This is a genomic window from Desulfovermiculus halophilus DSM 18834 (assembly GCF_000620765.1).
Classification (GTDB): Bacteria; Desulfobacterota; Desulfovibrionia; order Desulfovibrionales; family Desulfothermaceae; genus Desulfovermiculus; species Desulfovermiculus halophilus.
Window position 1 is genome coordinate 57,759 of the sequence record NZ_JIAK01000008.1, and the last position, 12,349, is coordinate 70,107.

Here is a 12,349-nt window from a genome sequence, read left to right on the forward strand (position 1 = left end):
ATGTTCGAAAAGGCATTACAAGGGGACAGGCGCTACTGGGCCTGGATAATTTTTCTTTTGGCCGTCATGGGGATAGGGAGCATCTTTTACCTCCTTCAGCTGGTGAACGGCTTGACGGTAACCGGGATGACCAGGGATGTCTCCTGGGGATTCTACATCGCTCAGTTCACCTATATGGTTGGGGTGGCTGCTTCAGCGGTTATGCTCGTGTTGCCCTTTTACCTGCACAATGCCAAGCAGTTCTCCAGGATGGTCATCCTGGGTGAGTTCATGGCCATAGCCGCAGTCATTGTCTGCCTGGGATTTATTGTTGTCGATCTGGGGCAGCCGCAGCGTCTGTTCAACGTGGTCCTGCACCCGACCCCGAACTCCATCCTTTTTTGGGATATGATCGTTCTAAACGGGTATCTCTTGTTGAACATTGTCATCGGGTGGTCCAATCTGCATGCTGAGCACAAGGGGCTGTCCCATCCCAAGTGGGTGAAGCCCTTGGTGTATCTGTCCATCGTCTGGGCGGTGAGCATTCACACCGTGACAGCCTTTTTGTATCAGGGATTGCCCGGTCGGCATTACTGGCTGACCGCCATCCTGGCAGCCAGGTTTTTGTCCTCGGCGTTTTGCTCCGGACCGGCCATTCTGCTGATCCTGGCCCTTATCGCCAAGAAGGTCGCCAAGTACGACCCGGGGGAAAAGGCGGTTCAGACCCTGGCCACCATCATCACCTACGCCATGGTGATCAACGTCTTCTTCTTCCTGCTTGAGGTATTCACTGCTTTTTACAGCGATATTCCGGGTCATACGCATACCCTGGCCTACCTCTTTACCGGACTGCACGGAGCCGGCAGCTTAGTGGGCTGGATGTGGGTCATGGCGGTCTGCGCCCTCCTCAGCCTTGTGCTGCTCATCCCCCCTCAGTTCCGGCAGAAGCCGGAGCTCTTGGTCCCAGGCTTGATTTTGCTGATCGCCGCGACCTGGATCGACAAGGGGCTGGGGCTGGTTGTCGGCGGCTTTATTCCCAACCCGTTCGAGGGCATAACCGAGTACGCGCCGACAATTCCGGAAATAATGATCTCGGTCATGATTTACGCCACCGGTCTGTTGATTCTGACTGTTCTGTGGAAGATAGCTATCGGGGTCAAAAAGGAGACAGGCTCTGCATAAGTCACTTGCCAAACGCCGATGAACGAATTATGACTCAAGGCGTACAAGCGATTTTGCATCGGATAAGGAGATATTTGTTCAACATTATTCCCATGAGGAGGCAATCATGCCTAAAATTACAATTGATGAAGAAAAGTGCATTGGCTGCGGTGAATGTGTCGACGTCTGCCCAGCAGATGTTTTGGAAATGCAGGATGACAAGGCTGTTGTTGTCAACGAGGACGAATGCCTTGAGTGCGAGTCCTGTGTTGAAACCTGTGAGCAGGACGCCATCACCCTGGAAGTCGACTAGGCTGACCCACTGCCTGCATTTGCAGACAAGATGAGTAAAGCCCCTGATATGGACCCATATCAGGGGCTTTTCAATGTGCAGGGCCAGTGACGAGGCTCTTTGACACAGGAAGTGGAATTACAAAAGAACACAGGCTGGGTCGAAGAACCAGTGATGAGAGGTGAATGCGCCGTTTTTCGGCCCCTGAACCAATGACGCCCCTTCCGCTGGAGGCCATCGCCAAGGATTTCAAGTTTATAGCACAGTAGCCGGTTGGAAGGTCTGAGATTTCAGAGTTGACTGCTCATACCCCTTCAGGCAAACTTGGCAGATCAAAATTCGGCTACGAGGTAGGTATTATGCAATTTGATCTGTCTCCTTTTTTTGACGAATATGACAAGATCGTGCGCGGGCTGGATTCAGCCTTCGAACAGATCCAGGCCCAGTATCCGCAGGAAGTCCGCTGTCAGCCCGGGTGCTGTGAGTGCTGCTACGCCCTGTTCGACCTGACCCTGGTTGAGGCTATGGCCTTGAACAGACACTTTCACGCCAATCTGGACCAGGAAAAGAAAAAACAGGTGCTCGAACGTGCGGAGCGGGCCGACCGAGAGATCCACAGGATAAAGCATCAGGCCTACAAAGCGCAGCAGAAAGGAGTGGAGACTGAGGAAATCTTCCGGGATGTGGGGGCCAAAAGGGTACGCTGTCCCCTGCTCACTGAGGATAATGCCTGTGTCCTGTACGCGCACCGCCCGCTGACATGCCGGGTCTACGGCCTTCCTCTGCAGATCCATGGACAGGTTCGAACCTGCGGAATGACTGGATTTGAGCCCGGAAAGTCCTATCCGTCCATCAACATGGACAGACTGCAGGACAAGCTCTTGGATATCAGCCAGCGCATGGTCGCTTCCATGCCCACAAAATACGACAAGCTGGCTGAGGTCATGGTGCCCGTTTCCATGGCCCTGCTTACTGAGTACGACGATGACTATCTGGGGATCGTGCATGCCCAGGAGCATATCCAGAGTCAGGCCGCGGAATGGACCCTGGGCCCGGTGGAGAAGGATTGATCGAATGGATAAAGAAGTTCAGAAGAGGGCGATATATGAGCGGATGTCCGCGCGCCGCCGGAGGTTTGTGGATCGCATAGGGTTCGAGAAATGGGATCCGTTCCAGGAGCCCAAGCACCCGATAGAGATTCGGACTGAGGCGACCCGGCGCACGGCACAGGAGCTGTACGAGGAATATTTTGCCCAAAACGAGGTCCAGAAACGAACCAGCGCCTACAACAGAGGGGTGCATGAGTTCTGCATGGGCATATTCGGGCGCGACGATCGCTACCGGGGCATATTCGAGTTCTGCTTGTGGTACGCCAAGGAGCTGGACAAGCGGAACATGACCCCGGACATGGTGTGGGAAGACTGATTGGGACTGTAACCACTGAGGTGGCGGCCGGAGCCGGCTGCTATCCGATCGGGAGAATGCATGGCCGAACAGTATCAAAGCGTAGACGAATACTTGCAAACGCTGCAGCAGCAGCTCAAAGACAATCCGCAGGATGGGGTTGCCCACTACAATCTCGGCTGCGTGCTCATCGGAAAAGGCGAATACGAGAAGGCGGAGCAGGAGCTGAAGACAGCGATTCAGTTGACGCCTGATCTGGCTGAGGCCTATGTTCAGCTCGGCGGACTGGCCTTGCGCAATGGGGACCTGATGACCTGTTTGAGCTTCAACAAGAAGGCCACAGAGCTGCGGCCCAGGTTTGCGGTTCCGCACGGAAACATCGGCTTCGTCCAGATGCAGCTGGGGAAGGTGGACGAGGCAGTGGCTGCCCTGCGCCGGGCTCTGAGCTTCGATCCGAAGTTTGTCCAGGCCAGGTCCACCCTGGGCAGCGCCTACCTGATGCAAGGGGATATTGACGGCTGCATTGAGCAGTGCCGGCAGGTGATCACGGAGCAGCCCACCTTTGGTCCAGCCTATAACAATCTGTGCTTAGCCTATATCCAGCTGCAGGACTACGACCAGGCGATAGAGAATTGTGATCTGGCTATCAAGTACGGCTATGAGATGCCGGACGATATCCTGCAGGAACTCCAGCCGTACCGGAAGTAGTGGCGGCAACTCCGGCCCGTGCCCGGTCGATCACGAGTGATTCGGGAGGCTGAAAACCCGCGCCTTTTGGGTCCTCAGTCGTGTTGGGCCTTGACAAAGCCCATATCTTGTCCCTAATATCACAAACTCCATGGCATGAGGCCGAGATTACCATAGATGTTGGAATTGTTTTGTACTCCAAAACCTTATGACTACGAGAAGGAGGCTGAGTAATGGCATTCAAGCATGAAACCCCTTTGCTGGACCAGCTTGAGAGCGGGCCATGGCCAAGCTTTGTGTCCGATTTGAAGCGGCAGGCCACGCATCGGAAAGAAAACCCGGACAATGTCGAATATCAGATCGACACCGATTGCGTTGAGGATATCCTTGGCGTTGTTGAGCTGTCCTACAAGGAAAAGGAAGTGCACTGGAAGCACGGCGGCATTGTCGGTGTGTTCGGCTACGGCGGGGGAGTCATTGGCCGGTACTGTGACCAACCCGAGCAGTTTCCCGGGGTTGCCCATTTCCACACCCTCCGGGTCAATCAGCCCAACGGCAAGTACTACACCACCGATTATCTGCGCAGAATCTGTGATCTGTGGGATTTCCGCGGCAGCGGGGTCATGAATATGCACGGTTCCACCGGGGACATCATCTTTTTGGGTACCCGGACCGAGCAGCTGGAAGAGATCTTCTACGAGATGACCCACAAGATGGATCAGGACCTGGGCGGATCAGGCTCCAACCTGCGCACCCCGTCCTGCTGCCTGGGCGAGTCCCGCTGCGAGTGGGCCTGCTACAACACCCAGGAGCTCTGCTACCAGCTGACCCACGAATATCAGGACGAGCTGCATCGTCCCGCCTTCCCCTACAAGTTCAAGTTCAAGTTCGACGGCTGCCCCAACGGCTGCGTGGCTGCCATTGCCCGGGCGGACATGTCCTTTCTCGGGACCTGGAGGGACAACATCCGCATCGATCAGGAAGCGGTCAAGGCCTATGTGGGCGGAGAGCTTCCTCCCAACGGCGGCGCCCACTCCGGCCGGGACTGGGGTCCCTTCGACATCCAGAAGGAAGTCATCGATCGGTGCCCGACCCAATGCATGTGGATGGAAGGCGATCAGCTGAAGATCAACGACAAGGAATGCAACCGGTGCATGCACTGCATCAATGTCATGCCCCGCGCTCTGCGTCCCGGCGAGGACAAGGGACTGTCCATCCTGGTCGGGGCCAAGGCCCCCATCCTGGACGGCGCGCAGATGAGCTCCATGCTCGTACCGTTCATGAAGGTGGAAGAGCCCTACGACGACATCAAGGAAGTCATCGAGAATATCTGGGATTGGTGGATGGAAGAAGGCAAGAACCGGGAACGCCTGGGCGAGCTGATCAAGCGGCAGGGATTCCAGAAGCTTCTGGATATGACCGGATTGAAGGCCCTGGCCCAGCACGTTCAAGAGCCGCGGCACAACCCCTACATCTTCTGGAGAGAAGAAGAAGTGCCCGGTGGGTTCAGTCAAGACATCACTGATTTCAGGAAACGCCATCAACGCTAAGGGAGGAACGCTATGGCTTTTGTGTCATCCGGATATAACCCAGATAAGCCGATGGAAGATCGGATTACGGATATTGGGAACCACCACTACGGCGAGTTCCTGCCTCCGGTTATCAAGAACAACTTCGGCAAGTGGCAGTGGCATGAGATCCTGGAGCCGGGCGTCCTCATGCACAAGGCCGAGGGCGGGGACGAGGTCTACACCGTCCGCGTCGGCGGCATGCGTCTGATGAGCGTCGAGTTCGCCCGCGAGATCTGCGAGATCGCAGACAAGCACTGCGACGGCTATGTCCGCTTCACCACCCGGAACAACATCGAGTTCATGGTGGACAGCAAGGACAAGGTCGAGCCCCTGAAGCAGGACCTGATGAGCCGGAAGATGGAAGGCGGTTCCTACAAGTTCCCCATCGGCGGAACAGGTGCCGGGCTGACCAATATCATTCATACCCAGGGCTGGATCCATTGCCATACCCCGGCAACAGACGCCTCGGGCACGGTGAAGGTGGTCATGGACGAGCTCTTTGAAGAGTTCCAGAACATGCGTCTGCCCGCTCAGCTGCGCATCTCCATGGCCTGCTGCTTGAACATGTGCGGGGCTGTGCACTGCTCAGACATCGCCATTTTGGGCTATCACCGCAAGCCGCCGATGATCGACGACGAATTCCTGGACAACCTGTGCGAGATTCCTTTGGCCATCGCCGCATGCCCCACCGCGGCCATCAAGCCCAAGAAGAAGGAGATCACCTCCGAGCGCACAGGGGAGAAAAAGGAAGTCAAGAGCGTTGAGATCAACGTGGAAAAATGCATGTACTGCGGGAACTGCTACACCATGTGCCCCTCCCTGCCCCTGGCCAATGCCGAGGGCGACGGAATCGTGCTCATGGCCGGCGGCAAGGTGTCCAACCGGATCAGCGCCCCCAAGTTCTCCAAGGTCGTGGTTGCATTCATCCCCAACGAGCCTCCGCGCTGGCCGACACTGGCCAAGACCATCCGCCAGATCGTGGAAGCCTACGAAAAGAACGCCCGCAAGTACGAGCGGCTGGGCGAATGGGCTGAGCGGATCGGCTGGGAGAAGTTCTTTGAGGTCACCGGTCTGGAGTTCTCGCATCATTTGATCGACGACTTCCGGGATCCTGCCTACTACACCTGGCGGCAGACCTCGAACTTCAAGTTCACGGAAGGCATGAACGATTACGCGGCGATCAAAGCCGAGTAGGATTGACAATCAGGAAAGGGGGCAGGGCACCGCCCCCTTTCCAACTTTCAATGGAGGCAAGCCCCATGGCCAATGAAGAGCTGAAACAAAAAGTTGTTGATGAGCTGAAGAAAAAATCATCGAGCAAAACAAAATTCTATTTTAATGACTTGGCCAAGATCATGGACGAGAAGCCGCGAGCGGCCAAGAAAGTCGTCAATGAGATGGTCTCCGAAGGCATGCTCTCCTTTTGGTCCAGCGGGAGCACGACCATGTACACTCTTCCCGGCATGGGCAAGCAAGCCGGGGCCGAGGGAGAAGGCGGAGACAAGGAAGAGTAATCGCTTTATCCGAACATACCGATTTTTGTGCTCACCATTCCTCGCTTGACGGTTGCCGGTCTGCGCGGCGGGTCAGGAAAGACCATACTCAGTCTCGGCCTGGCCAGGTACTGGAAGCAGACAGGCTGGAAGGTCAAGCCTTTTAAAAAGGGTCCTGATTATATTGATGCTGTCTGGCTCGGCCGAGCGGCCGGGCGAACAGCCACCAATTTGGACCCTTTTCTCATGTCTGAGGACCAGATCAGGTCCCTTTTCGTCCACCGCGCCCAGGACCACGATGTCTGCCTGGTGGAGGGCAACCGCGGCCTGTTCGACGGCAAAGATCTGGACGGCAGCTGTTCCACCGCCCATCTGGCCCGCCTCCTGGACACTCCGGTCCTGCTCATCGTCGACTGCACCAAGATGACCCGGACAGCGGCCGCCCTGATTCAGGGCTGTCTGGCCTTTGAGCCTGATGTGCGCATCGCCGGGGTTGTCTTGAACAATACCGCCGGGGCGCGGCACAGGAGCATCCTGCGCCAGTGCATAGAGACCTATTGCGGCCTCCCTGTCCTGGGCACACTTCCCAAGCTGAGGACCAATCCCATCCCGGAACGGCACATGGGCCTGGTATCAGATCAGGAGCACGCTTCCGAGCAGGCCTTGGAATCCATAGCCCGAACCATCAGCGACTGGCTGGATCTGGACCAGATCGCGCAGATAGCCCGGCGGGCTCCGCAGATGAGTCCGGCCCAGCCCATGATTTGGCCCCGCACCGCACACCCCGGCAACCGGGTCCGGATAGGGGTGGTCAAGGATGCCTGTCTGTGGTTTTACTATCCGGAAAATCTGGAGGCCTTGAGCCGGGCGGGGGCAGAGATCCAGGAGGTCAGTCTGCTCAACGACAATGCCTGGCCTGAGGTCCACGGACTCTATCTCGGCGGCGGGTTTCCGGAGACCCAGGCTCTGGACCTGGCAGCCAACACCGCCGTCCGGGAGCTGGTGTTCAGGCTGGCGGACAAGGGTCTGCCCATTTATGCCGAATGCGGGGGGCTGATGTATTTGTGCCGGGCGCTGCACTCGGCCGGCACCCAGCAGCCCATGGTCGGCATCTTTCCCCTGGAGGCCGAGCTGAGCCGCAAACCGCAGGGGCACGGGTATACCCTGGCCCGGGTAAGCAGAGCAAATCCATTTTATCCCCTGGGCTATGAGTTTTATGGCCATGAGTTCCACTACTCCAAGTGCCTTCCTCCTCAGGGCAAGGCGTCCTGTGCAGTCCAGCAGCCGTGCCTGGACATGCTCCGGGGAACTGGGCTGGGTCAGGCTCAGGATGGGCTTTTATTCCGGAATACCTTCGCCTGCTATACCCATGTCCATGCCTTCAGTGTTCCGGCCTGGGCTGAAAACTTCGTTCAGGCTGCGGCCGCATTCAAGATGAGTATGGACCAGGGACTGGACCGGTGTCCGGACATTAGAATCGATTGACCTGCCCAGCAGTCCCCTCTTCTCCAGGGGGGTAAATCAAGCGCGCATTCCGCGCTTGACCAGCCCCAAAGGGATCTTCGACCTTGCCTGTGGTGGTGCGACCCCGCCCTCTCTTCTGCATGAGATTCCACATCCGTGTCCACGAGCCCCAAAATCCATCCTTGAAACCTCAGCCCAGATTGCCTAGTATTCCTCTTTCGCCCGGCCGCGATGGGGAGATCGGTTCCCGGTCTTCTTGCGTCCGCCATGGCGATGAACACTGTTTTGATATCAGGCGCACGGCTGTGTGCAGATAATGGAGCCGACGGGCACCCGGTCGGCGACCTACAGGCGAGATGCAGAGCTGGAGGAGAGCAATGACCCTGCGAATTGTTGTTTTTGTCAAGCAAGTCCCGGATACTCAGAATGTGACCGGTCAGGCCATGAAGGAGGACGGGACGGTGAACCGGGATGCCTTGCCTGCGATTTTCAATCCCGAAGATCAAAATGCCCTGGAGGAGGCCCTGCGGATCAAAGAGACTGTTGGGGAGGCAACAGTAACGGCAATCAGCATGGGGCCGCCCAAGGCCAGCGAGGTGCTCAAGGAGTGCCTGTACCGGGGCGTTGATCAGGCGGTTTTGGTCTCAGACCGCGGATTTGCCGGAGCGGATACATTGGCCACCTCCTATGCCCTGGCCTGTGCGGTGCAGCGTTTGGGCCGGGTGGACCTGGTCCTCTGCGGGAGGCAGGCTATCGACGGCGACACCGCCCAGGTCGGTCCCCAGGTTGCCCAGAAGCTGAACATGAATCAGATCACCTCGGTCTCTGCTGTGCAGGACGTGCACGGCGAATATATAACGGTCGTGCGCAGTGTGGAGACAGGAGACGAGACCGTACGCAGCCGTTTTCCGGTGTTGATGACCGTATCCAGTGCGGCCAACGATCCCAGGCCGCCGAGGGCAAAGCTGGTCATGGCCTATAAGAACATCCTTTGCCACGCAGACGATGCCTACGATGAGTCGTATATAGAACCGGAATGCGGTTTGGGGGCGGAGCACATCAAGCAGTGGAACATGGCCTCCATCCAGGCCGATCCCCAGCGCTGCGGGCTTTCCGGTTCGGCGACCAAGGTCAAAAAGATCGAGAGCGTGGTCTTGGCGGCTACCGAGACCAAACGAATAGACAATACGCCGCAGGCCATATCCGGGTTGGTGCATGAATTGGTGCAGGAGCATATTCTGGGATAGCTGATACAAAGCTTGATGAGAAGACAGGACCTTGTTTCGCCCCGGGCGCATACTGCCGGCAGGGGGGAAAAGAGAATGGAGGATACATGCAGGAACGCGGGAATGTCATGGTCTTTATTGAGCACCGGGACGGCATGCCGGCAGAGGTCAGCCTGGAGCTTCTGTCCAAGGCCCGGGAGCTGGCGGCCGCTCTGGGAGTGGGGGTGGAGGCCGCCGTTCTTGGAGCCGGTGACGGATACGATCCCGGCTCTTTGGGCCGCTACGGGTGTGAACGGGTGGTGCTGGTTCAGCATCCCGGCTTGGAGCGGTTTACCTCCGTCCCCTATGCCAAGACCCTGACCCAAGTTATTCAACGCTATGAACCCCAGGTTGTGCTCTTCGGAGCCACAACCACAGGCCGGGACGTGGCTCCCAGGGTGGCCTCAGAGCTGCAATGCGGTTTGACTGCGGACTGTACCGATCTGCAGATCGGCGAGCACAAGGCCAAGGGGACTGTGTATACAAACGTGCTGCTCCAGATCAGGCCTGCTTTTGGAGGCAATATTGTGGCCACCATTGTTTCTCCGGACAGCAGGCCGAGCATGGCTACGGTGCGCGAAGGCGTCATGCCCAGACGGGAGCTCGATTCCTGGCAGCCGGCCCAGGTTGTTAAGGAGGACATTGACCTCGGGGAGGGCGATGTCCTGACTGAAATCCTGGACGTGGTGCACAAGGAAAAGGCCGTGGACATGAAAAAGGCCAAGATAATCGTGTCCGCGGGAATGGGGGCCGCAGATCCCCAGTCCCTGGAGGCGGTCCATGAACTGGCCGCCGCTTTGGGCGGGGTGGTGGGTGCGTCCAGACCGGTGGTTGATGCCGGGATTGTGCCCAAGGAGCACCAGGTGGGGCAGACCGGGACCACTGTCCGTCCCAACCTGTATATTGCCTGCGGCATCTCAGGGCAGATTCAGCACCGGGCAGGGATGTCCGAGTCCAAGCGGATCGTGGCCATCAATACGGATCCCGCGGCCCCGATCTTTGATATTGCCCATTACGGCATAGTCGGCGATGTAAAGCAGGTGATCCAGCATATGATCAAGGCCTATAAGGACAAGGAATAGGCGTGCAGGCGTGAGGGGGCTCCGGAACTGCCTGGAGAATAATGCGAGCCTGGCCGCCTCTGGATCCAGAACAGGGGGCAGGCGGGTTCGGATCCAATCCCTCTCACTGGGTCCAACGGCCGTTCTGAGGAACTACGAACCCCGGGCCACCAGCCAGATCCCTCCGGAGATGGGCTGCCGGGAGCAGGGCGCGTGGCCGGGTGGTGCATACAAGGAGGATGTGTGAGCAACTTTTACCTGGACAATCCAGATATTCTGCACCATTTGCAGCACATGGACCTGGAGCAGGTAATCCGGCTTAAAGAGCAGGATTTTGCCCAGCACGGGGTGTACGCCCACGCTCCCCAGGACCTACCAGATGCTCTGGACAACTACCACCGAGTCCTGGAAATTGTGGGCCAGATCGCAGGTGATTTTGTCGCCCCCAGGGCGGATGCCGTGGACCGGGAGGGGGCCAGGTTTGAGGATGGAGCAGTCCACTATGCTCAGGGAACCAAAGAGGCTTTGGAGCGTCTGGCCCAGGCCGATCTGATGGGCTTTACCCTTCCCCGGGAGTACGGGGGGATCAATATGCCCAAGACCGTCTATTCCATGGCCATTGAAATGATCTCCCGGGCCGATGCCTCCCTGATGAACCTGTTCGGCCTGCAGGAGATTGCAGACACCATATGCAAGTTCGGCTCCCGGGAACAGAAAGAGCGTTATCTTCCCCGGTTCTGCTCTGGAGAAACATCAGGGGCCATGGCCTTGACCGAGCCGGATGCCGGGTCGGATCTGCAGTCCATTTCCCTGCGGGCGGATCAGAACGAGGACGGTGGATGGGTTCTCAACGGGGTCAAGAGGTTCATTACCAACGGCTGTGCCGACGTCTCCCTGGTTATGGCCAGGTCCGAGCCCGGGATTTCCGGAGGCCGAGGCGTCTCCCTGTTTATCTACGAACGGGATGAGCACATGCGCATCCGGCGGATTGAAGACAAGCTGGGCATCCACGGTTCGCCCACCTGCGAGCTGCAGTTTCAGGATGCTCCGGCCGAGCTGCTGGGAGAGCGCAAGAAGGGACTGGTCAAATACACCATGTCCCTGATGAACGGGGCCAGGCTGGGAGTGGCCGCCCAGGCCGTGGGTGTTGCCGAGGCCGCTCTGCGCGAAGCCAAGGGGTACGCCAGACAGAGAGTGCAGTTCGGACAATCCATTGATCGCTTTTTGCCGGTGACCGAGATGCTGGCCGAGATGCAGGTGAGTATACAGGCCGGACGCAGCCTGCTCTATGAGACCTCGCGTCTGGTGGATATCAAAGAGGGGCTGGAAGAGCTGGCTGAACGGGATCCGGAGCAGGCCAAATCCCGCAAAGACGCCTTAAAGCGATACACCCGCTACAGCGCCCTGTTCACCCCCCTGGTCAAGGCCTATACCTCGGAAGTGGTCAACGACATCTGCGATATGGCAATCCAGATCCACGGAGGTACCGGCTACACCAAGGATTTCCCGGTTGAGCGCCTGTATCGGGATGCCCGGATTACAAACATCTATGAAGGCACCACCCAGCTGCAGGTTGTGGCGGCTATCGGCGGAATCATGACCGGGACCTTCTTTGACTGGTTGGACGTCCTGGAGCAGGACACCGACCTTTCAAGCCTGCCCGCGCAGCTGGAAGGGGCCAGGGAGTGCCGCAAAGCATGCGAGGCGGCGGTGGCCCAGATAAAAGAGCGCGCGGACTCCCGGTTTCAGGAGTTTCATGCCCGGCGGCTGGTGGATATGGCCGCCGAGACCGGCATGGCCTATCTTCTTGTCCGGGATGCGCTGCACTTGGACCACAAAAGAGATGCGGCCGAACTCTTTGTCTCCAGGGCCGTGCGCAGGGTACACTCCCGGCGGGAGGCTATTTGCGCCCAAAATCAGGTCTGGTTTGATAAGGCCCAGACCCTTCTCGGATAACCGGTGCAATGATCAG

General features: G+C 57.9%; 12 protein-coding genes. All 12 read left to right on the forward strand.

What is annotated here, in order from left to right:
- Nucleotides 1-1,161, forward strand: a complete 1,161-nt coding sequence (gene dsrP / locus N902_RS0104935; RefSeq protein WP_027370027.1) for a sulfate reduction electron transfer complex DsrMKJOP subunit DsrP — start codon at nucleotides 1-3, stop codon at nucleotides 1,159-1,161.
- A 70-nt stretch (nucleotides 1,162-1,231) separates the two neighbouring features.
- Complete coding sequence (locus N902_RS0104940) at nucleotides 1,232-1,453, forward strand: ATP-binding protein (protein WP_279614647.1); 222 nt, start codon at nucleotides 1,232-1,234, stop codon at nucleotides 1,451-1,453.
- Between the two features lie 338 nt (nucleotides 1,454-1,791).
- Nucleotides 1,792-2,502 carry a YkgJ family cysteine cluster protein gene (locus tag N902_RS16490; protein ID WP_034621673.1) on the forward strand — a complete coding sequence of 237 codons (711 nt, stop codon included), beginning with the start codon at nucleotides 1,792-1,794 and terminating at the stop codon, nucleotides 2,500-2,502.
- Nucleotides 2,503-2,506: 4 nt separating this feature from the next.
- Nucleotides 2,507-2,857, forward strand: coding sequence for a hypothetical protein (locus N902_RS16495; RefSeq protein ID WP_034621630.1), 351 nt, complete (start codon nucleotides 2,507-2,509; stop codon nucleotides 2,855-2,857).
- A gap of 60 nt (nucleotides 2,858-2,917) precedes the next feature.
- Nucleotides 2,918-3,544: a tetratricopeptide repeat protein gene (locus tag N902_RS0104955; protein ID WP_027370029.1), complete on the forward strand. Its 627-nt coding sequence runs from the start codon at nucleotides 2,918-2,920 to the stop codon at nucleotides 3,542-3,544.
- Nucleotides 3,545-3,756: 212 nt separating this feature from the next.
- Entirely contained in the window at nucleotides 3,757-5,073 is a 1,317-nt protein-coding gene (dsrA, locus tag N902_RS0104960) for a dissimilatory-type sulfite reductase subunit alpha (RefSeq protein WP_027370030.1), read from the forward strand.
- Nucleotides 5,074-5,085: 12 nt separating this feature from the next.
- Nucleotides 5,086-6,288, forward strand: coding sequence for a dissimilatory-type sulfite reductase subunit beta (gene dsrB / locus N902_RS0104965; protein ID WP_027370031.1), 1,203 nt, complete (start codon nucleotides 5,086-5,088; stop codon nucleotides 6,286-6,288).
- A gap of 65 nt (nucleotides 6,289-6,353) precedes the next feature.
- A complete protein-coding gene (locus tag N902_RS0104970; RefSeq protein WP_027370032.1) occupies nucleotides 6,354-6,608 on the forward strand; it encodes a dissimilatory sulfite reductase D family protein in 255 nt (84 codons plus the stop codon).
- A gap of 27 nt (nucleotides 6,609-6,635) precedes the next feature.
- Nucleotides 6,636-8,072, forward strand: a complete 1,437-nt coding sequence (locus N902_RS16500) for a cobyrinic acid a,c-diamide synthase CobB (protein ID WP_034621635.1) — start codon at nucleotides 6,636-6,638, stop codon at nucleotides 8,070-8,072.
- A gap of 356 nt (nucleotides 8,073-8,428) precedes the next feature.
- The gene (locus tag N902_RS0104980; RefSeq protein ID WP_027370033.1) at nucleotides 8,429-9,298 is read left to right on the forward strand and encodes an electron transfer flavoprotein subunit beta/FixA family protein; all 870 of its coding nucleotides are present in this window, start codon (nucleotides 8,429-8,431) and stop codon (nucleotides 9,296-9,298) included.
- 86 nt (nucleotides 9,299-9,384) lie between these two features.
- Nucleotides 9,385-10,398 (forward strand): electron transfer flavoprotein subunit alpha/FixB family protein, encoded by a 1,014-nt coding sequence (locus N902_RS0104985; RefSeq protein WP_027370034.1) that lies wholly within the window; start codon nucleotides 9,385-9,387, stop codon nucleotides 10,396-10,398.
- Between the two features lie 222 nt (nucleotides 10,399-10,620).
- Nucleotides 10,621-12,333 (forward strand): acyl-CoA dehydrogenase family protein, encoded by a 1,713-nt coding sequence (locus N902_RS0104995; protein ID WP_027370036.1) that lies wholly within the window; start codon nucleotides 10,621-10,623, stop codon nucleotides 12,331-12,333.
- The last annotated feature ends 16 nt before the right edge of the window (nucleotides 12,334-12,349 follow it).